Origin of the sequence: Streptomyces vulcanius, from assembly GCF_042653945.1 — a bacterium.
Taxonomy (GTDB): Bacteria; Actinomycetota; Actinomycetes; order Streptomycetales; family Streptomycetaceae; genus Streptomyces; species Streptomyces mangrovi.
The window spans coordinates 1-19,838 of record NZ_JBHSFK010000048.1 but is presented as its reverse complement, the minus strand read 5'-3'; the positions used below and the strand labels follow the sequence as shown (position 1 = coordinate 19,838).

Annotated in this window: 22 protein-coding genes; 7 read left to right on the top strand and 15 right to left on the bottom strand. The window is 71.7% G+C overall.

Annotation, left to right across the window (positions count from 1 at the left end):
• The first annotated feature begins 18 nt into the window (after window positions 1–18).
• Window positions 19–1,938 carry a glycoside hydrolase family 5 protein gene (locus ACFPIH_RS46705; protein WP_381177142.1) on the top strand — a complete coding sequence of 640 codons (1,920 nt, stop codon included), beginning with the start codon at window positions 19–21 and terminating at the stop codon, window positions 1,936–1,938.
• An 8-nt stretch (window positions 1,939–1,946) separates the two neighbouring features.
• Here the strand turns inward: ACFPIH_RS46705 and ACFPIH_RS46700 are convergent, their stop codons facing one another.
• From ACFPIH_RS46700 to ACFPIH_RS46675, 6 genes are all read right to left on the bottom strand, one after another.
• Entirely contained in the window at window positions 1,947–2,300 is a 354-nt protein-coding gene (locus ACFPIH_RS46700) for a MerR family transcriptional regulator (protein WP_381177139.1), read from the bottom strand.
• 88 nt (window positions 2,301–2,388) lie between these two features.
• Window positions 2,389–2,709, bottom strand: a complete 321-nt coding sequence (locus ACFPIH_RS46695) for an SCO5918 family protein (protein WP_381177136.1) — start codon at window positions 2,707–2,709, stop codon at window positions 2,389–2,391.
• A gap of 7 nt (window positions 2,710–2,716) precedes the next feature.
• On the bottom strand, window positions 2,717–2,977 hold the full coding sequence (locus ACFPIH_RS46690; RefSeq protein WP_381177133.1) for a CBS domain-containing protein: 261 nt from the start codon (window positions 2,975–2,977) through the stop codon (window positions 2,717–2,719).
• A 4-nt stretch (window positions 2,978–2,981) separates the two neighbouring features.
• Window positions 2,982–4,499 (bottom strand): DEAD/DEAH box helicase, encoded by a 1,518-nt coding sequence (locus ACFPIH_RS46685; RefSeq protein WP_381177130.1) that lies wholly within the window; start codon window positions 4,497–4,499, stop codon window positions 2,982–2,984.
• 252 nt (window positions 4,500–4,751) lie between these two features.
• Complete coding sequence (locus ACFPIH_RS46680; RefSeq protein ID WP_381177127.1) at window positions 4,752–4,955, bottom strand: cold-shock protein; 204 nt, start codon at window positions 4,953–4,955, stop codon at window positions 4,752–4,754.
• A gap of 330 nt (window positions 4,956–5,285) precedes the next feature.
• Window positions 5,286–5,627, bottom strand: coding sequence for a hypothetical protein (locus ACFPIH_RS46675; RefSeq protein ID WP_381177125.1), 342 nt, complete (start codon window positions 5,625–5,627; stop codon window positions 5,286–5,288).
• Between the two features lie 186 nt (window positions 5,628–5,813).
• On the opposite strand from ACFPIH_RS46675, the gene ACFPIH_RS46670 reads away from it, so the two are divergent.
• The gene (locus ACFPIH_RS46670) at window positions 5,814–6,779 is read left to right on the top strand and encodes a hypothetical protein (protein WP_381177122.1); all 966 of its coding nucleotides are present in this window, start codon (window positions 5,814–5,816) and stop codon (window positions 6,777–6,779) included.
• 423 nt (window positions 6,780–7,202) lie between these two features.
• On the opposite strand, the gene ACFPIH_RS46665 is transcribed toward ACFPIH_RS46670, so the two are convergent.
• Both ACFPIH_RS46665 and ACFPIH_RS46660 read right to left on the bottom strand, forming a co-directional pair.
• Window positions 7,203–7,424: a hypothetical protein gene (locus ACFPIH_RS46665; RefSeq protein ID WP_381177120.1), complete on the bottom strand. Its 222-nt coding sequence runs from the start codon at window positions 7,422–7,424 to the stop codon at window positions 7,203–7,205.
• A 222-nt stretch (window positions 7,425–7,646) separates the two neighbouring features.
• A complete protein-coding gene (locus ACFPIH_RS46660; protein ID WP_381177117.1) occupies window positions 7,647–8,123 on the bottom strand; it encodes a DUF5990 family protein in 477 nt (158 codons plus the stop codon).
• 81 nt (window positions 8,124–8,204) lie between these two features.
• On the opposite strand from ACFPIH_RS46660, the gene ACFPIH_RS46655 reads away from it, so the two are divergent.
• Window positions 8,205–9,056, top strand: a complete 852-nt coding sequence (locus tag ACFPIH_RS46655; protein WP_381177114.1) for a hypothetical protein — start codon at window positions 8,205–8,207, stop codon at window positions 9,054–9,056.
• 86 nt (window positions 9,057–9,142) lie between these two features.
• Entirely contained in the window at window positions 9,143–10,039 is an 897-nt protein-coding gene (locus tag ACFPIH_RS46650; RefSeq protein ID WP_381177111.1) for an alpha/beta hydrolase, read from the top strand.
• A 6-nt stretch (window positions 10,040–10,045) separates the two neighbouring features.
• Here the strand turns inward: ACFPIH_RS46650 and ACFPIH_RS46645 are convergent, their stop codons facing one another.
• The 5 genes from ACFPIH_RS46645 to ACFPIH_RS46625 form a co-directional block, all read right to left on the bottom strand.
• Window positions 10,046–11,287 carry a sugar ABC transporter permease gene (locus tag ACFPIH_RS46645; RefSeq protein WP_381177108.1) on the bottom strand — a complete coding sequence of 414 codons (1,242 nt, stop codon included), beginning with the start codon at window positions 11,285–11,287 and terminating at the stop codon, window positions 10,046–10,048.
• The gene (locus tag ACFPIH_RS46640) at window positions 11,278–12,057 is read right to left on the bottom strand and encodes an ATP-binding cassette domain-containing protein (protein WP_381177105.1); all 780 of its coding nucleotides are present in this window, start codon (window positions 12,055–12,057) and stop codon (window positions 11,278–11,280) included. Before ACFPIH_RS46640 ends, ACFPIH_RS46645 begins: the two co-directional genes overlap by 10 nt.
• A 107-nt stretch (window positions 12,058–12,164) precedes the next feature.
• The gene (locus ACFPIH_RS46635) at window positions 12,165–13,283 is read right to left on the bottom strand and encodes a sugar ABC transporter substrate-binding protein (protein WP_381177102.1); all 1,119 of its coding nucleotides are present in this window, start codon (window positions 13,281–13,283) and stop codon (window positions 12,165–12,167) included.
• Window positions 13,284–13,359: 76 nt separating this feature from the next.
• Window positions 13,360–15,768, bottom strand: a complete 2,409-nt coding sequence (locus ACFPIH_RS46630) for a SpoIIE family protein phosphatase (protein ID WP_381177099.1) — start codon at window positions 15,766–15,768, stop codon at window positions 13,360–13,362.
• Window positions 15,769–16,313: 545 nt separating this feature from the next.
• Window positions 16,314–16,661: a hypothetical protein gene (locus ACFPIH_RS46625; protein WP_381177096.1), complete on the bottom strand. Its 348-nt coding sequence runs from the start codon at window positions 16,659–16,661 to the stop codon at window positions 16,314–16,316.
• A 238-nt stretch (window positions 16,662–16,899) separates the two neighbouring features.
• On the opposite strand from ACFPIH_RS46625, the gene ACFPIH_RS46620 reads away from it, so the two are divergent.
• A complete protein-coding gene (locus ACFPIH_RS46620; protein ID WP_381177093.1) occupies window positions 16,900–17,130 on the top strand; it encodes a hypothetical protein in 231 nt (76 codons plus the stop codon).
• A 124-nt stretch (window positions 17,131–17,254) separates the two neighbouring features.
• Here ACFPIH_RS46620 and ACFPIH_RS46615 read toward each other — a convergent pair whose 3' ends face one another.
• Window positions 17,255–17,842 carry a DUF5994 family protein gene (locus tag ACFPIH_RS46615; RefSeq protein ID WP_381177091.1) on the bottom strand — a complete coding sequence of 196 codons (588 nt, stop codon included), beginning with the start codon at window positions 17,840–17,842 and terminating at the stop codon, window positions 17,255–17,257.
• 206 nt (window positions 17,843–18,048) lie between these two features.
• On the opposite strand from ACFPIH_RS46615, the gene ACFPIH_RS46610 reads away from it, so the two are divergent.
• A complete protein-coding gene (locus ACFPIH_RS46610; protein ID WP_381177087.1) occupies window positions 18,049–18,549 on the top strand; it encodes a DUF5994 family protein in 501 nt (166 codons plus the stop codon).
• Between the two features lie 7 nt (window positions 18,550–18,556).
• On the opposite strand, the gene ACFPIH_RS46605 is transcribed toward ACFPIH_RS46610, so the two are convergent.
• Window positions 18,557–19,324 (bottom strand): GAF domain-containing protein, encoded by a 768-nt coding sequence (locus ACFPIH_RS46605; protein WP_381177084.1) that lies wholly within the window; start codon window positions 19,322–19,324, stop codon window positions 18,557–18,559.
• Between the two features lie 300 nt (window positions 19,325–19,624).
• Between ACFPIH_RS46605 and ACFPIH_RS46600 the strand changes: the two genes are divergently transcribed.
• Window positions 19,625–19,838: helix-turn-helix domain-containing protein (locus ACFPIH_RS46600; protein WP_385878928.1), on the top strand; the 214-nt coding region annotated here is incomplete at its 3' end.

Below are 19,838 nucleotides of genomic sequence, written 5' to 3'. Positions count from 1 at the left end.
ATGCATGACAATAACGCCATGACGACGGTACGGCTGGTACGGCTGGTACGGGCGGCCCTGACCGCCGTACTCCTGCTCCTGCTCACGCCCGCGACCCCCACCCCCGCGAGCGCGGCCCCGGCGAGCACGGCCCCGGCGGCGCCCGGCTGGACCGCGCCGCTCAGCACCCGGGGCCGCTGGATCGTCGACGCCGACGGCAACCGCTTCAAGCTGCGCTCCGGCAACTGGCACGGAGCCAGCGGCACCTGGAACGGCTCCGGCAGCACGGCCGACGACGCCGACCACCACGCCGGGGAGAACTCGGGCCGGATCCCGCTCGGTCTGGACCGCGCCCCGATGGCCGAGATCATCGCCGGCTTCCGGGAGATCGGGATCAACAGCGTCCGACTGCCCTTCTCCAACGAGATGATCCACGACGGGGTGCCCGTCACGGACGACGCCGTCGCCGCGAACCCGTCCCTGCGCGGCATGACCCCGCTCCAGGTCTACGACGTCGTGGTCCGCGAACTCACCGCCGCCGGCCTCGCGGTGATCCTCAACAACCACACCAACACCACCCGTTGGTGCTGCGGAGTCGACGGCAACGAACGCTGGAACGCGAGCCAGGCCACCGCGGCCTGGGAGAACGACTGGCTGTTCATGGCCCGCCGTTACAAGGACAACAAGCGGGTCGTCGGCGCCGACCTCTACAACGAGGTCCGCCGCGACATCTGGGACGACCCCAACTGGGGCCTCGGCGACGACCACGACTGGTTCGCCGCCTCCCAACACCTCGGCGACCGGCTCCTGTTGGAGGCCAACCCCGACCTGCTCATCATCGTCGAGGGCATCAACTGGACCGGCATCCCCGTCGACGGCCTCGCCCACGGGCGCCCCACCCTGGAACCCGTACGCCGTCTCTCGCACACGCTCGTCGACTCCGGCAAGCTCGTGTACTCCGCCCACTTCTACGACTACACCGGACCGAACCACAGCGGTGCCACCGGAGTCGGCGAGACGAGCGACCCGCGCTACCGCGACCTCACCCCCGCCGAACTCGTCGCCGTCCTCAACCGCCAGGCCTTCTACGTCACTTCGGAACCCGACCAGCACTTCACCGCGCCCCTGTGGATCAGCGAGTTCGGCGTCGGCGGCCGGGAGGAGACGGGTGCCGCGCAACGCGCCTGGTTCGAGAACTTCGTCGACCAGCTCATCCGCGCCGACGCCGACTTCGCCTTCTGGCCGCTCGTCGGATGGCACGAGAACCGCCGCGGCAACGGCTGGGCGCTGCTGCACTGGGACGCCGCGGGCCACCGTATGGGCGTGTACGACGGCGACGACTGGCGGGCGGCGGCCTGGTCCCGGCTCGTCCAGGCCGCCGGCCGCACCGGACCGGTCGCCTCCGTGCCCGAGTGGTCGATGCTCAGTCCCGACCACGGCGACTTCGTCGCGTCCCGGCGGACGAGGGCCCTGCCCGACTGGGACTCCGGCGCCCGCAAGGCCGTCTGCCCCGACGGACAGCGCCTCCTCGGCCTCAGCCACACGGGCAACCGCGGCCTGTGCTCCGACGTGACGGCCGGCCCGTTGGGGGACCCGGCCGGCGGACAGGTGGCGGTCGTGGACGAGCGGTATGTGCCGGCGGGCGGCGACTGGGCCTCCGGCTACACCAAACTCCAGTGCCCCACCGGCCACTTCCTCACCGGCTACAGCGTCCGCGGCGCCGCCGTCTCCGCCGCGCTGTGCAGGGCCGCCCCGCCCGGCTCCCTCACCGGCACGACCGGCCGCACACTCTGGTTCGACCGCGGCGACAACAGGGGTACGGCACCCAGGGGCGGCGACTTCGCCACCGGCCACTACAAGGGACAGTGCGCGGACGGCGAATACGCGGCGGGCATCGCCTACACCGCCCGCGCCGGCTCCGCACGCACCCCGGACGCCCTGTACTGCCGCACCCTCTGAACCCGTGCTCAGGCGGTGTCGACCGCGCCCCGCCCGGTGCTCTGGCCGTTCGCCGCGCGGCGGTACTCGTCGTTGATGCGCTGGGCTTCCTCCAGCTGATCCTCGAGGATGACGATGCGGCAGGCTGCCTCGACCGGAGTGCCCTGGTCGACGAGTTCGCGGGCTCTCGCGGCGATCCGCAGCTGGTAGCGCGAGTACCGGCGGTGCCCGCCCTCCGAGCGGAGCGGAGTGATCAGCCGGGCCTCCCCCACGGCCCGGAGGAATCCGGGGGTGGTGCCGAGCATCTCGGCAGCCCGGCCCATCGTGTAGGCGGGGTAGTCGTCGTCGTCCAGCCGACCGTTGAGCGGAGTGCCTGCTGTCATGTCACCTCGTAGTGCAAACGCGTCTCGGGGCCCCGGCGCGCCCTACGGCACCCCCGAGCCCCGATTCAACACTACCCGGCGTGCCGCCTCACACGATCGGGGAGGTGGCGTCGCGCAGCGGTTCCGGGGCGGGCCAGTACTCGGAGGGGGAGAACTGGGGCGCCGGTTCCGGCTCGGGCTGGGCGTGGCAGGTGAAGCCGAGCCGGGTCATGGCCCGGGTGACCTCGCCGCCGGTGAAGTCGCGGCGGTCCTGCCGGGTGATGACCTCGCCCACCTGTTTGACGGGGTAGCGGCGGCGGCCGATGGTCACGGACTCACCCGTGACGGGCTCGGGGGTGATGCCTTTCATGGCGTCCAGCACCCCGTCCTTGGTCAGGTCGAACGGGTAGCGGGCGATGACACAGCGCATGGATGTCTCACAGGGGGAGCGGGATCGGGCTGACGTCGCGCAGCCGGATGCGGTCCGGGTACGCGGGGACGGCGCGGACGGCGACGGGCTTCGGCCGGGTGACCGATCCCGTGCGCCGGTGGTCCGCGTCGCACAGATACAGAACCTCGACTCGGGCGTCGGCCATGACGGACAGGGCCACCTCGACGGTCATGTCGTCGCTCACCCGCGGCCCTGTGGCGTCATCGCGGGTGTCGTCGCAGACCAGTGGCCCTGTCGCGGTCGTCATGGGATCAGGCGGCCGCGCCGGAGGCGGGCTGCCGTCGCGGCCTGCGGGCCGCCGCCTCGCCGGTGGAGCGGCCCCGGCCCTCGCCGGTCGACCGGCCCTGTGCCTCGCCGGTGGAGCGGCCTCGGCCGCCCCGTCCGCGACGGCCCCGGGAGGAGAGCGACCCACCGGCGGAACCGGTGGAACCGGCGCGGCGGGGGCGTTCCACGGCCGGTGCGGCGATGACGACGGGGACACCGGAAGGGGTCCGGGCGCCGGTGATACGGCTCAGCGCCGCCTCACCCGAACGGACCACGGTGATCTCCGGGGTGATACCGGCGGAGGTCATCAGCCGGCTCATGGAACGGCGCTGGTCGGGGGTGACCAGGGTGACCACGCTGCCGGACGCGCCGGCCCGGGCGGTACGGCCGCCGCGGTGCAGGTAGTCCTTGTGGTCGGCCGGCGGATCGACGTTGACGACCAGGTCGAGGCTGTCGACGTGGATTCCGCGCGCCGCGACGTTCGTCGCGACCAGGACCGTCACCTGGCCGTCCTTGAACTGGGCGAGGGTCCGGGTGCGCTGCGGCTGGGACCGGCCGCCGTGCAGGGCGGCGGCGCGGACGCCGTTGCCGAGCAGGTGCTTGGTCAGCCGGTCCACCGCGTGCTTGGTGTCCAGGAACATGATCACGCGGCCGTCGCGGGCCGCGATCTCGGTGGTGGTGCGCAGCTTGTCCGCGTCGTGCACGTGCAGGAGGTGGTGCTCCATCGTGGTGACCGCGGCCGACGACGGGTCCACGGAGTGGACCACCGGGTCGGTGAGGTAGCGGCGGACCAGCAGGTCGACGTTGCGGTCCAGGGTGGCGGAGAAGAGCATCCGCTGTCCGCCGGCGCGCACCTGGTCGAGCAGGGCGGTGACCTGGGGCATGAAGCCCATGTCGGCCATCTGGTCGGCCTCGTCGAGGACGGTGATCGTCACGTCGTCCAGCATGCAGTCACGCCGGTCGATGAGGTCCTTGAGGCGCCCCGGGGTGGCGACGACGACCTCGGCACCGCCGCGCAGGGCGCTGGCCTGCCGGCCGATCGACATCCCGCCGACCACGGTCGCCAGGCGCAGCCTTACGGCGCGGGCGTAGGGGGTGAGCGCGTCGGTGACCTGCTGGGCGAGCTCCCGGGTGGGGACGAGGACGAGGGCCAGCGGCCGTCGCGGCTCGGCGCGGCGGCCTGCGGCGGCCGTACGGGCCAGGAGCGCGAGGCCGAAGGCGAGGGTCTTGCCCGATCCGGTGCGGCCACGGCCGAGGACGTCACGTCCGGCGAGCGAGTTCGGCAGGGTCGCCCCCTGGATGGGGAACGGCACGGTCACGCCCTCGTGGCCGAGTGCGGCCAGCATCGCCTCGGGCAGGTCGAGGTCGGCGAACGACTCGACGGCCGGCAACGCGGGCGTCACCGTCTTCGGCGGCGCGAACTCGCCCTGCGGCGCGACCGGTCGGCGACGGGTGCCGAAACGTTCTTGGGAGCGCGGGGAGCGGGTCTTTCGCGCGTAGTTCATGCGGAACCTTCCTTGATTCGGGCACGTATCAAGGAATTCCCGCAGCAGAATGAACGGCGCAGAGAATCGCGAGAACGAGCCGGAGAAGTTGAGGGGAGTAGCCCTCGAGGCGATCCTCTTGCGGAGATATCTCTTGAAGAGTCTGAAGAGTCTTGAAGAGATGTCTGTCGAGGTGCCGGGAAACACAGCGAGCTGGGGCCCGCACCCCAAGGTGCGGGCCCCAGCTGCGAAGTTATGCGTCAGCGCCGATGATCAGGCGGGGACGATGTTCTCCGCCGTCGGGCCCTTCTGGCCCTGCGCGATGTCGAACGACACCTTCTGGCCTTCCTGCAGCTCGCGGAAGCCCTGGGTGGCGATGTTGGAGTAGTGCGCGAAGACGTCGGGGCCGCCGCCGTCCTGCGCGATGAAGCCGAAGCCCTTTTCGGCGTTGAACCACTTCACGGTTCCGGTGGTCATATTGTTTCTCCTTCAGGGGAACGGTTCGGAGTCGGCCTTGTGCGGACCCCGGTCGCCGTGATGATCACCCGTCGGAAAAATCCACTGGGAACCACAACTGCAACTGGTATCGACAGTAGCATGGGGCGATCGTCCATGTGCGCTGGATAATCTCCGCAGGTCCTGGGCCTCGGGAATATTCCGTCCGCGCGGTCGAGATTTCTCATCCCGCCGGCACAGATATTGCTCCGCCCGGACGGCAGCGTCACCGCCGAAACCCTGGTCAACGGAGTACGGCCCGGACCCCGGCGAACAGGCCGGGACACCGTTGCTGCGACGAAGGCCACAGTGTCAGCCGGGCTCGTCGGTGTGCGCGCGCCGGGCGTGGGAGCTGCTGCTGTCCAGCCAGCGGGAGGGCCCGGACGGGATGTCGGTGGCGCCGCCGGTGTCGACCGTCAGGTGGAGCAGGGTGCCGTGGCCGTCCGGGCCGGTGGGATAGCTGCGCGGTTCGTCGGTGGGGAACACCTGGCGCAGGACGAGGGCGACGCGCCGGGCGACGTCGGGGTCGGCCGCGATGATGCGTACTTCGGCGAGCCCCTCGCCCTCCGGTGGGATCTCCGGGGCGCCGGGACCGCGGTCGACGGGGTCCGGGTGGTCCGGGCGGCCGGGCCTCGTCGCGTGCGTGGACGTCACTGCGTTCTCCTCTGCCACCGGCCCCCCGATACCTTCACCGTACTCCCGGCCGGGCCGGGCCGGAGGAGGCCGGGAGTACGGTGAAGGAGCCGAGGGTTCTTCGCGCGCCCGCTTCCACGCGGGGCCGTTCTCGGCGAACGACGACGCCGGGCCGGTCCCGTCCGGACCCGGGGCGGGACTCGCCTCATGACCGTGAACGTGCCCGATCGGAGGGGCCGGCAGGGGTCGTCGCCCCTGGAGGGGGAGCACATCCGCCGGTTGTCCCGGTGGCAGCTCCAGGACCGGTGGGAGGAGATCGGCGACCTGTACGCGGAGACCTCCGGAGGGGACCCGCGGCTGTGCGACCGCGACCGTGCGCTGTTCCTGCGCCGGCTCGCCCTCGACGTACCGCGACCGGGTTTCGCCCTGCTGGTCGCGGAGCGGAGCGTGCTGCGGGGGCCGGGCGGGGTGGAGGAGACCCCCAGGGCCGCGGCGACCTGGGCCCGGGCGGGCAAGGCGGAGGAGACGTGGCCCCGGGAGGGCCGGGCCGAGGAGGCGTGGGCGCGGGTGGCCAGGGCCGAGGAGGGCAGCTCCCGGGCGGCCAGGGACGAGGCGGCCAGGACCCGGGGCATGGGGGGCGCCCGGGGCGAGGCGGCCAGGGCCTCGGAGAGCAGGCCCTCGGAGAACGGGACGCTCGTGAGCCGGGGTCCGGAGAGCCGGGGTCCGGAGAGCAGGGTGCTGGAGAGCAGGGCCCGGGACATCACCGGACGCGGGACGGAAGCCGTCGAGCTGACGGGTTGCGCCTACGGTTTCCCGTTGCGTGCGGACGGACCCCCATGGCAGGGCCTGGACGGGTATCTCCCGCGGGAACTGCTCCCGCTCGCCGCGTCCGGGAGGCTCTTCGCGATCTCCGGGCTGCTGGTCCACTCCTGGGTACGCAACGAGAACCAGGGCCGCGACTGGAACCTCGCCCGGCGTCTCCAGCGGCGGCTGCTCGCCGACCACACCACCGGACTCGCCGACCACCCCGCCGTGCTCGGCGTCACGCTGGTGGACCGCGGCGACACGGCGACCCTCGGCGCGTTGCGCTCATGGGGCTGGCGCTCCGTCACGGCCGCCCCCAGGGACACACCCCCGACGGCGCGGTGCCGGGCACTGGTCGTCGGCCCTTGATCCCGTAGGTCTTCCACCGGACCGGGACCGAACCGGGCCTGGCGTCGATCACCGCCGTACGCCGCGTGAAACGCACGGTCCTTCACCCGCGTGCGGGCCTGCCCGGCGGGTGCGGGTCGTGCTGCGGCTGTACGGCGGTGAAGGGGCTCGTGCCACGGTCACTGGCCGGAGCTGCTAGCCGTTCATGCCTGGAGCCGCACCCGTCCCTGAGACGGATGCCGGCCCCTCCATGAACAGGAAGTTCTCGTCCTCCCCGAAGTCCGGGGCCTGGAAGGGGTTCGTCGTCGGAGGCGGCGATGCCGCGGAGGCACTGCGGGGCGCTCCTTCCGGAGCGGAGAACAGCGAGGTCAGGTCGATGAGAGGTCTCCCATTCGGTACAGGGCCAGGAAAGGACCTGGAGTGCCGTGACCGGGCACAGCGGTCCTACAGCTTGCTCATCTTGGCGTACGGGCTCAAGATCCGCTCTTGCGTCGAGCCGAAATCCACGAGTACCGCGATTCCGTCCTCGATGCCGATCACCCGGCCGAGACCGTACATGTCGTGGGTGACCTGGTCACCCACGGCGAAGTGCTTGGGCGGTGGTGCGACCGGGGCCTTGAAGGGACTGGTGGGCAAATGGCGCTTCGGTGCAGCTGGCTTGGTCATTGCCTCCAGTATGCGTGCGCGGGTATCCGTTCGCTGCGGCCGTAAGTATTCCTAGTTGGTCACGGGACCTGGACGGCGCGCTCCGTTTCCGGCGGGGAAACCTGGCAAATACGCGGCTGACCTGCGCTTCGGCACTCGCCGGACCTTCGACGCAGGACACCGTCACGCACGGTTTTTTGCCGCGTCGTGCTCTTCGCGGGCCTTCGGCACCCGGTCCATCGGTCAGTCGGACGGGTTCCGGTCGGCGCGTTCCGCGGTCCAGGTGATGTGCGGGGGCTCGACGCGTGCGCACAGGGGACCGCCCTGCGCGTCGGTCAGACCGAGGCGGCCGACCAGCAGGCCGTCGCGTGCGGCGGCGGCCAGTACGTCGGCGGGGACGGCGTCGAGCATCAGTTTGGCGCGGCGGAACATCGTGAAGAGGCCCGACTCGTCGACCGTGCCCCACGAGAGGTAGACGAACCGCCGGCCCAGACGGTCCTGCACGTAGGGGCCCTTGACGTCGACGCCGGCCGCCGAGGCGCTCGTGGTGCACTCCAGGGTCCAGGTCGCGGACGGGGCGTCGCCGGGCTGCGGTTCGAGGAGTTCGGCCGGGCGGTCCCGGCGCTGCACGGCGACGTGCACGTTGTCGTAGGAGTCGGAGGCGGCGGTGGCCGCGCGGGTACGGCCGGGCAGGTCGACGGCGTCGATGCGGATACGCATACGGCCATCATCGCGCCCGGCGTCCGCGAGAGGGCGTTTCGCGTGCCTTCCGGGTTCCGTCCGCGCACTAGGGTCGGCGCCGTGGGACAGCCCGAGCAGCGCGCCGAGGGTGGCGTAGGACCGTTCACCACCAGGCTCACCTGGGACCTTTCCGGCGGCGGCAGCGCGGTGTGGGAGTCCCGGCTCGCGCGGCGGCGTGGTGTGCTCGCGGTCCGTCCGCCCGGTGCGGCGGCCGGTGGGCACAGCCGTGCGGATGCCGTCGCCGTCACCCGGCTGGCCAGGCTGAACGTCATCGCGGCGGTCGCCTTCGTCATCGGCGGGGCCCTCTTCGCGGCCGGCGCGGCCGTCGCCCAGTTCGGCTCCGGCGACGCCACGGAGTGCGCGTCGATCTACTTCGCGGGCGGTCTGTTCTTCAACACCGGTGGCTATGTCTCACTGCTCCAGGTGATCAACGCACCCCGTCACGCCGTCGGCGTCGGCGGCGAAGGCCGGCTGGTCACCCTTCCCTGGCGCTGGTGGAGCTACGAGCCGATGCGGGTGGACTGGCTGGGCGTGTTCGTCCTCTTCGCGGGCACCCTCGTCTTCGCCGTCGCCCTGCTGGACTCCTTCCTGCAGGGCCTGAGCGTCCAGCGGGTCAACCGGCTGATCTGGGCGCCCGACGTGGTCGGCTGCGTCCTGTTCCTGGTCTCAGGGCAGCTGGCCCTCGCCGAGGTCTGCCACGGCCGGCCGCGCGTCCGGCCGCGTGACCTCGGCTGGTGGATCGTCGCCGTGAACCAGCTCGGCTCCGTCCTGTTCATGCTCTCCGCGCTCGCCGCCTTCACCCGCCCCGCCACCGGCAGCCTGGTCAACGCCGACCTCGCCAACTGGGGCACCCTCGCCGGCGCCCTGTGCTTCTCGCTCGGCGGCCTCCTCCAGCTCTTCGAGCACCCCTGAGAACCCGACCGTTGCGTTCCGTCAGTCGAGCGTCCATTATCAGGAATCCTGATAATGGAAAGTTACAGTGACGGGCGGGTCGAACCATGTCGTTCAGTTCCGGAATCCAGGCGAGGGGCATACAGCTGCTGCTCAGCGGCATGATGAGCCGCGTCCACGAGGATCTGCGCTTCACCGACATCCCGAAGCGGACCGAAACCCTCCGGGTGGAGACCGGCGCCGGACCGGTGACCTGCACCGTCTACCGCCCACAGGGCGACACCCCCGGCACCCCCGCGCCTGTGTACGTCAACTTCCACGGCGGCGGCTTCGTCGTCGGCCGCCCCGAGCAGGACGACCACATCTGCCGCTACATCGCCGCCACGGCGGGCTGCGTCGTGATCAACGTGGACTACGCCGTCGCCCCGCAGCGGCCGTTCCCCGCCGCCGTCACCCAGGCCTACGACGTCACCGCGTGGGTCGCCGCGAACGGCCCCGCGAACGACTGGGACGGCTCGCGGCTCGCCGTGGGCGGGCACAGTGCCGGGGCCAACCTCACCGCCGCGGTCTGCCTCACGGCCCGGGACCGCGGCGCCTTCTCGCCCCGGCTCCAGATCATCGACTCCGCACTGCTCGACCAGGTCGCCGACCCGGCCGCCAAGCAGTCCCCCATAGCCAAGCCGCTGCTCAGCCCTCACCTCATGCGGGTCTTCACGGCCGCCTACGTCCCCGACCCGGCCGACCGGGCCGATCCCCTCGCCTCGCCCGGCCTGGTCGACGACCTCGCCGGTCTGCCGCCCGCCCTGGTCATCACCGCGGAACACGACCGTCTGCGCGACGAGGGCGACGCCTACGCCAAGGCCCTGGACGCCGCCGGTGTCCCGGTCACCCACCGTGTCTTCGAGGGCGTCGACCACTACTTCACCCACACCGGCCCGGTACCGTCCGGAAAGGAGGCCATCGAGCTGATGGCGTCCACCCTGCGCACGGCACTCGGCGCCTGACTCCGCTCAGCCCCGCCCGCGCGAGTCCGCGGCGCGGCGGGCCAGCGAGTCGAAGACCACCGCCGTGTACAGCACCCCGCCGGTGATCATGAACTGGACCGGGGGCTCGACTCCCAGCAGGGCCATCCCCGAGGCGATCGACTGGATGATGAGCACCCCCAGCAGCGCGGACCAGGTCGAGCCGCGTCCGCCGAACAGGCTGGTGCCGCCGATGATGGCGGCGGCGATGGCGTTGATCAGCAGCATGCCGGAGCCCGGGACCTGGCTCGCCGAGGTGAGCCGTGACGCGACGAACAGGCCGCCGACCGCCGCCAGCGTCCCCGACACCATGAACACCGAGATCCGTACGCGCGTCACGTCGACGCCGGACCGCCGGGCCGCCTCCACACCGCCGCCCAGCGCGAGGATCTGCCGGCCGTAGGGCGTGCGGCGCAGAAAGAGGTCCGAGGCGACGATGACGGCGAGGAAGATCAGGAGCGCCAGCGGCAGCCCCTCGAACCGGCCCAGTACGTAGACGGAGACGAACGCGACCACCGCCAGGAGGGCCGTGCGCGCCCAGATCTCGCGCACCGGCCGGCACGGCATCCCGGCGGCGCTGCGGCGTCCGCGGTCGTGGAGGGAGACCAGGAGATAGGCGGCCGTGCCGAGCACCGCCAGGCCGTAGGTGACGGCGACGGCGCTGAAGTAGCGGCTGGTCAGCTCGGCGACCAGCCCGTCCTCGCTGAAGTTGATGGAGGTCTCGGGGCCCAGCAGGTAGAGCATCAGACCGTTCCAGGCCAGCAGACCCGCGAGGGTGACGACGAACGCGGGTACGCCGATCTTGGCGAAGGAGTACCCGTGGACGGCCCCGGCGGCGGCACCGCAGACCACCGCGATGATCACGGCGAGCCATTCCGGCATGCCGAGGTTCACGTTCAGCGCCGCGAACACCGCGCCCGCCAGGCCGGCGAGCGAGCCCACCGAGAGGTCGATCTCGCCGATCAGCAGTACGAAGACGATGCCGACGGCGATCATGCCGGTCCCGACGATGTCCACGCTGAGGACGGACAGGTTGCGCGGCGAGAGGAAGTTGTCGTTGAGCGCCTGGAACACGATCCAGGTCACCGCGAGACCGAGCAGGGCCGGGACGGGACCGAGCTCACCCGCGGGAAGTCTCCGGCGAAGCGCTCCGGCGTACGCCCCGACCCGTCCCGCGTACGGCTTGAGACGCCCCGTGTTCCACTGGCGTCTCCGCCCCCTCACGGCCATGCCTCCTCCGGGCGGGTCGGGCGATGGGACGCGGAGTTGTCCGCCGCTCCGGTGACGGAGGCGATGATCTGCTCCTGGGAGGTGGTGTTCACGTCGAAGACACCGTTGTTGCGGCCGAGGCGCAGGACGGCGACCCGGTCGGCGACGGCCTTGATGTCCCCCATGTTGTGGCTGATGAGGAGCACGCCGAGGCCCTGGTCGCGCAGTTCCTCGATGAGGTCGAGGAGCTGACCGGTCTGCTCGACGCCCAGGGAGGCGGTGGGTTCGTCGAGCAGGAGCAGCCTGGGGGTGCCGAGGATCGAGCGGGTGATCGCGACGACCTGCCGCTGGCCGCCGGACAGGGTGGCGAGCGGCACCCGTACGTCGGGGATGCGGATGGACAGGGTGTGCAGCAGCTCGCGGGTGCGGCGCTCCATCTCCACCTCGTCGAGGACGCCGAGCCGGTGGATCTCCCGGCCGAGGAAGAGATTGCCGACGACGTCGAGGTTGTCGCACATCGCGAGGTCCTGGTAGACGGTCGCGATGCCCAGGACCTGGGCGTCCTGGGGACGCTTGATCTGGACGGCGCCGCCCTGCCACTCGATGACGCCCCTGTCGGCGGGACCCACCCCCGAGATCACCTTGACCAGGGTGGACTTGCCGGCCGCGTTGTCACCCACCAGGGCGACCACCTCGCCGGCCCTGATCTCCAGCTCGACGTCCACCAGCGCCTGGACGGCGGCGAATCGCTTGCAGACGCCGCGCAACGCCAGCAGGGGCTGAACCGGCACGGCCCCACCTCCTTCTCCGTCCACTCCACCTTCGGGGAAAGATCGCCGGGGTGCTCGTCAGGAACTCATCTGGAACTCATCCGGACGAGCCGGGTGGTTCGGGCGGGTCAGGTGAGCCCCGCCTTGGCGCAGGCGGACCGCAGCTGCGGGGTGCAGATCTGGTCGACGGTGTACATACCGTCCTTGACCACGGTGTCCTTGATGTTGCCGACCGTCACCGAGACCGACGGGAGCAGTACGGCCGGGATGTCCTTGGTGGAGGCGTTGTCGACGGTCCCGGTGGCGATGGACGCCACCGAATTGCCGCGCCCCAGGGCGACGGCCATCTCGACGGCGGCGTCGGTCGCGGGCTTGAAGGGCTTGTAGACGGTCATGTACTGGTCCCCCCTGACGATCCGCTGTACGGCCGCGAGGTCGGCGTCCTGGCCGGTGATCGGGGGCAGCGGCCGGACCTCGGTGGCGTTGAGGGCGGAGACCACGGCACCGGCGAGGCTGTCGTTGGCGGCCAGCACGCCGTCGATGTTGCCCGCGCCCAGGGCGGCGATGGCGCCCCGCATGTTGACGAAGGCGTTCTCCGGCCGCCAGCCGACGGTGTCGTACGACTTGCCGATCTTCACCTTGCCCTTGAGCACGGAGAGCGCTCCCCGCTTGAACCAGCCGGCGTTGGGGTCGGGCGTGGCGCCGTTCATCATGACGATCTGGCCGCCCCGGGCCTTCGCGCCCATGGCCTGGAGGAGAGCCTCTGCCTGGAGCTTGCCGACCTTCGCGCCGTCGAAGGTGACGTAACCGGAGATCGGGCCCTGCGCGAGCCGGTCGTAGGCGACGACCGGGATGCCGGCCCGGTGCGCGTCCTCGACCGCGGGGCGCAGCAGCTGGGGGTCGACGGCGGCGATGATCAGGACGTCCACCCCTCTGGTGATCATGGATTCGAGCTGCTGCCGCTGGACCGCCGGGTCGGAGGTGGCGTCGAAGGTGGCCGGGCAGTCCGGGCAGAGCTCCTTCAGCTTCTTCTCGATCAGGGGCCCGTCGAACTGTCCGAAGCGGGAGGCTCCGCCGCCCGGGAGCAGTACCCCGACGGTGGGATTGCCGTCGTCGTCGCCGCTCCCGCCCCCGCCGCAGGCGCCGACGAGCGTCAGAGCGGCGGCGGCCGAGAGTGCCACGGACGCGCGGCCGAGCGCCCCACCCCGCAGAGCCGGAAGGCTGACACCGCTGACACCGAGACCCATGTTTCGGTCCTTAGAAATTTTGCCCGATTTTATCCCGTAATGGTCGTCTGGTGCCAAGGGTAACCAGGACTGGGCTTCAGGCCCGGTGTGCTCCGGTGGGCAGTGACTGTTCCGCCCAGATGGTTTTGCCGGTGGGCGTCTGCCGGGTGCCCCAGCGCTCGGCGATCTGGGCGACGAGCATCAGCCCGCGCCCGCCCTCGTCGAAGACCCGGGCCCGCCGCAGATGCGGCGCGGTGCCGCTGCCGTCGGAGACCTCGCAGATCAGCGTCGTATCGCGGATGAGCCGCAGCACGATGGGGTCGGCGCCGTAGCGGACGGCGTTCGTGACCAGCTCGCTGACGATCAGTTCGGTGGCGAACTCCGCCTCCGCCAGCCCCCACGCGGCCAGCTGCTCGCCCGCCAGCTTGCGGGCCCCGGCCACGGCCGCCGGATCCCGCGGCAGCCGCCAGGTGCGCACCTTCCCGGAGTCGAGCGCGGCCGTGCGGGCCAGCATCAGCACGATGTCGTCGCCGGGACGGTCGCTCAGCACGGTACGCAGCACCTGGTCGCAGGTCTCCTCCAGCGGCGCGGCCGGACCGCCGAGCGCATCGCGCAGCAGTGTCAGACCGACGTCGATGTCCCGGTCGGCCGCCTCGACCAGGCCGTCCGTGTAGAGCGCGAGCAGACTGCCCTCCGCCAGCTCCACCTCGACGGACTCGAACGGCAGTCCGCCCAGGCCGAGCGGCGGCCCGGCCGGCAGATCGAGGAACCGTACGCTGCCGTCGGGGGTCACCAGGGCGGGCGGCGGATGTCCCGCGCGGGCCATGGCGCAGCGCCGGGACACCGGGTCGTACACCGCGTACACGCAGGTCGCCCCGACCTCCCCCGACGCGTCCTGCGCCCGTCCGCGCGCCTCGGGACCCTCCTCCCGGTCGAGCCGGATGACGAGATCGTCCAGCTGGGTGAGCAGCTCGTCCGGGGCGAGATCGACGTCCGCGAGGGTGCGTACGGCGGTCCGCAGCCGGCCCATCGTGGCCGACGCGTGGATGCCGTGGCCCACCACGTCGCCCACGACCAGCGCGACCCGCGCGCCGGACAGCGGGATGACGTCGAACCAGTCCCCGCCCACGTCCGCGCCGGAACCGGCCGGCAGATAGCGGTAGGCCACCTCCATCGCCGCCATGTCCCGCGGCCGGTCGGGCAGGAGGCTGCGCTGGAGCGCCAGCGCCGTGCGGCGTTCACGGGTGTAACGGCGCGCGTTGTCCACACTCACCGCCGCCCTGGCGACGATCTCCTCCGCGAGCAGCAGATCGTCCTCGCTGAAGGACTCCGCCGTCCGGTGCCGCAGGAAGTGCACCAGGCCCAGGGTCACCCCCCGGGCGCGCAGCGGCACCAGCATCACCGAGTGGATCATGTACTTGGTCACGGACTCGGCGCGGGCCTGCGAGGCCCTGATCCACTGCTGCATCCCCGGCTCGCCCGCCGTGTGCCGGGTGCCCCGGCCGCCGGTCAGCGACCGCATCGGCGGTGTCCCCACCGGGTAGCGGATCGTGCCGCCCGCGGCGACCACCGACTCCGGGCAGCCGTCGAGGACCGACCGCTGTGCCGTACGGAGCACGGTGACGGGTTGGTCCGGCGGCACCGGCCCCGGCTCGTCGCCCATCGCGACGGACTCCAGCAGGTCCACCGTGACGAAGTCCGCGAACCCGGTCACGGCCACGTCGGCCAGTTCCTCGGCCGTCCGGGACACGTCCAGGGTGCTGCCGATGCGCAGGCCGGCGTCGTTGAGGACCGCCAGGCGCTGCCGGGCCCAGTACTGCTCCGTGGTGTCGAAGACGGCCGCGGACACCCCCTGGACGGTGCCGGTCTCGTCCTTCAACGGGGACATGAACATCGACCAGGCGTGCTCCCGCGTCTCACCGGGGGCCTTGCCGTGGTTCTCGTGGAACACCGTCTCGCCGGTGCGCAGGACCTGCCGCTGGAGGCGGTCGTACTCGTCGAACGGCGGACTGGGCTCGATCTCCGCCAGGGTCCGGCCCCGCATCTCGGCCACGGTCATGCCCATCACCTGGGCCATCACCTCGTTGGCGGCCACCAGCCGGGCCTCGCGGTCGTAGACCGCCACCGGCACGGGGAGCTGCGCGAGCGTGAGATCCCACAGGGCCTCCGACCCCGGCTCGGGCCGCCCCGCCGCGCTCGCCGGCGCGGCTCCGGTCACGAGCCACAGCCGGCCGGGGCCCGCGTCCGACAGCGGCGTTCCCTGCAGCCGCACCACGAGACGGTCGCCGTCCCGGTGCCGCAGCGCCACCTCCGTGGCCACCCGGTGGCCGACGGCCACATGCCGCCGCGCGGACTCGGGCAGGCCGGCGGCGAGCAGATCGCCGGCCGGCCGGCCCACGACCTCGGCGGGTCCGTATCCGAGCAGCCGCTCGGCCCCGGCACTCCACACCGCGATCGTCCCACCGGCGTCGACGACGACCGCGAAGTCCTCCGGTACGCGTCCCATGGGTCTCTCCTCGTTCCCGACCCAGTCTGGCAGCGGGTGGACGACTCTGCGGGTGGCTCGGCCGCTGCGGCGTGGTCCGCAAAGGTATCGGCGGATCATCCTGACTGTGCAACAGGGCAGAGGGCCGACGAACCGCCTTGCCGGGTACGAAATTTGGCAGGTTGGGTTCAAGGACGCACCAACGCCGAAAGGGCACCTCGACATGTCACTCAGCCGCTCCCGCTCCCGTACGCTCGCCGCCGGCACCGGAGCGAGCGCCACGTCCGGTGCCGGCGTCGGTGAGGAAGGCAACGTGGACAGCGGCAAGGACACGGACAACGCGGACGGCAATGAAGAGGGGGAGGATGTCAAGGACTGCCGCCCGCTCCGGTCGTCGTCGATACGCGGGCGCCGCGCCACGGGAGCCTCCGCCGGGGAGTCCTGCGCGACCTCGGGAACGTCTTCGAGGACCTGCGAGCGTCGCCGCCCGCCCGTCGCTGCCCGCGAAGGACGGCAGCACAAGGGCCCGGGGCTTCCGACCCGGGCCCGTGTCATGGGCGAAGTCGCTAGAGGCGCAGCAGGCGTTGGGTGATCTCCCGGTACTGCCTCAGCGCGAGGTGCGGTTCGGCGGACTGCGACTCGGGGTCCTGGGCCTCCCAGCCCGCGCGGAGGGTACGCCGTCGTTCGGCGAGGGCGGCCATGAGCTGGTCGATGGCCTCGTCGAAGGCGCCCTCGGCTTCCTCCAGCGACTCGCGCGGGGTGTCGGGGAACGTGTTGAGGGCGTGTCCGAGGCGCTTGACGATCTTGTCCCGCTCGTCCGACGGGACCAGGGGTTCCGGGCCCGGGGCGCGGTGTGCCGCGGTCCCGCGGGGCTGGTCCGAGGGCATTTGGGCGCGTGTCTGGTCGTACATCATCGGGTGCCGCTTTCCTGTGGGGTTGTGCCGGATTTCCGGAGCGGCATGGCTCTGAGCCGTGTCGCCAGTCAACTTCCGCCGTCGGCCCGTGTCAACGCGACGCCCTTCCGGGCGGAGCCGGTTGTTACACAGGCGGGAGTACGGTGGAGAGAACCAGGACCTTTCGTACGTCACCGTCCTCACAGGGGCAGCCCGTGACCCCGGCCGCGCCATCCGCAGGCAGGCCGAGAAGCCGCTCATGCTCTCCACGATTCGGCTACGACAGGACGTCCCCTTTCCCCCCGGACGGCCCGGCGACCCGCACTCCCCGTACCGCTACGGCACGCATGTGCGGGGCCGGTTGCGCGGCCGGATTCTCGTCTTCAACCAGGTCGTACGACTGCGCAGGACCCGCGCGGCATCCGCACCGGATACGACCGAGAATGCGGCGGAAGCCCTCATGGCGGCGGCGGCCGACGGTCACGCGTGACGCGACCCGCCATGTACCGCTCGCCCGCCGCGCCGGGTAGGTGCCGCGAACCGGCGAGCCAGGCGGGTCGCGGCGACGGCCAGGATCAGCAGGGCGCTGACGGCCAGGGATGTGATCACGGCGGTCACATCCCCACAGCGCTCTGCCGGCTCCAGCCGTAACCGGGTGCCGAGAAGGCACCGCCGTTCTCGTCCTCCCCGCTCCCGCTCCCGCTCCCGTCCCCGCGCTCGGCCTCCGGGCTTCCGTGGCGGGCCCGTTCCGCCGTCATGAGCGTGGTCGCGGTCGACTGCCGGCCGGTGCTCGCGCTCGCGGCGGCCATCAGCCAGGCGGCCGACGGGGCACTGGTCTCCGGCGGAATCACCAGGAGGTCCCAGCGGCCCGCGGTGGCGGACAGCACCAGGATCTTGTGCGGGTCCAGCTCCGAGGTGAACCAACCGACCTTCACCACATGGCCGTTGACGTAGACCTTGGGCGGGAGGATCGGCCAGTGACGGGGGTTGACGGCGATTCGGGTGATCCGTCCCCCCAGCGGGTCCAGCACGTCCGCCAGGTCGGCGAGTTCGCTCGCCAGATCACGTGAACGTGGCCACCAGGCGCCGTTCAGCTCGGCGGGTCCTGCGGAAGGACTCTCGGACCTCAGCGCGAGGCGCGCGGCCGGGGCCCTGAAGGGAACCGTCCGCAGCGGGAGATGAGAGGAGGTGGTCGCGGACATCGCGCAAACCCGTCTCCGGAGCCGCGCGTGAGCACAGCCGCCCGGTGTTGTCGCTCACCGGGAACGACACCGGCATCGAGGCCGGTGCACGAAGTACTCCCGATGAGTTCACGCTACTCCCCGCGCGGGTGGTGTCCACGGTGCGTACCGTGAGAAGGGGAAGCCGCTCGGTTTCCTCCCTCCCTCCCGGCAGGCAGGCGAGAGCGATGTCCGACTCCGACGCCCCGCGTGTGACCAGGCTCCTGCCGGACGCCGTCCACCAGGCCGTGAAGCCCGGGACGGCCGTCGTACGGCTGGAGACGACACACGACCGGCGGGGAGTGCTCGACGGGGCGTGGTGGCCGCGGTCCCGTGACATCGCCGCCGAGCTTCCCGTCCTGGTCGCCGCCCTGACCGAGTTCCTCGGGCCGGTCACGCGCGTCGGCCTGGACGCGGGCGCCTGGGACGAACTGCCGACCCGACTGGTCGTCGCCGACCGCGTCGTCCACATCGACTCCTTCCCGGTCGGCGACGACACCGTCCTCATCACCCGGGGCGAACAGGACCACTTCTCGCTCCTGGTGGTCCCGCCGCACGCGACGCCCGACGCGGCACGCGCCGCGATGGCCGAGGCCGTCCGCGCCGACAACGTGACGCAGGCCGAACAGATCCTCATCGACACCGGCACCGATACCGGCGTCGGCCGGGCGGCGGCGCCGGAGACGTGAACAGCGGTCAGCCGGCGTGGCCGTCGGGCCCCTCCGGGGGCGGAGCCGGGATGGCTGCGGTGTCGAAGTCGCCCGAGATGATCCGCGTCGCGAGGTGCGTCAGGCGCAGGTGACGGGCGCGGGCGTAGCTCCGGAACGCCTCGAAGGCGTGGTCGACGGAGGTGTCCCAGCGCTCTGCGAGGACGCCCTTGACCTGCTCGATCAGGATGCGGCTGGTCAGCGCGGTCTCCAACTGGCTGTTCTCGACGTGCGACTGCTCCAGTGTGCGCTGCTGCAGGATCGCGATCGTGGCCACGTCGGCGAGTGCCTGGGCGAGCGCGATGTCGTCGTCGCCGAGGCGCTGCGGGGTGGTCTGGAAGAGGTTGAGCGCGCCGACGACCCGGCTGCGCAGACGCAGCGGGATGGCGTGGGTGGTCACGTATCCCGTCTCGCGGGCCCGTGCCGTGAAGCGCGGCCAGTCCGTGGTCGCCTCCGCCCGCGCCAGGTCGATGTTGGTCCGGGCGGCGCCGGTGCGGTAGCACTCCACGCACGGGCCCTGGTCGTGCTGGAGCGCGAACAGCTCCAGCAGACGGGTGTGCTCGTCCGAGGCGGCGATGATCTGCAGTTCGCCGTGCGCGTCGGCGAGCAGGATCCCGGCAGCCGACACGTCGAGCAGCTCGACGCAGCGCGCGGACAGCCGGTGCAGCAGGTCGATGACGTCGAAGTCCTCGACGAGGGAGTCCGCGACCTCCACGAAGATCTCGGCCAGACGTCGTTCGTGGGCCATGCCGATCATCCCTTTCCACCTGACTTTCGGGCAGGGTGCCCGGTCCTTCAGGGCCGGGGTGAATGCCCGCTCCCGCGGAGCGGGGCAGGGACAGCCGGATCGCCGCCAGGGCGATCCGGCGTCGTCGTCCGGGATGCCGAGGGTGGCCACGGACAGGTGGTGGTGACGGGGATGCGAGGATCCGGTGGCCGGTGGCCGGTGGCCGGTGGCCGGTGGCCGGTGGTGGGTGGTGGGCGGGGTGGTCACTCGCACGGGTGATGGTGATCGATGTTGTGCGCGGTCGGGGAATGTGTGGCCTACGTTCGCGGCATGGCGCGGTTTCGGTTGTACCCGACGGGCGGGCAGGTGCGGCAGATGCTGCTGCACTGCGCGCACGCGAGGTACGTCTGGAACCTTGCCGTCGAGCAGCACGCGCACTGGAAGCCGGGCCGCGGGTCCGCGCCGGGGTTTGCCGAGCAGTGCCGTCAGCTCACCGAGGCCCGGCGCGCCAATGAGTGGCTGGCGGCCGGGAACGCGGACGTGC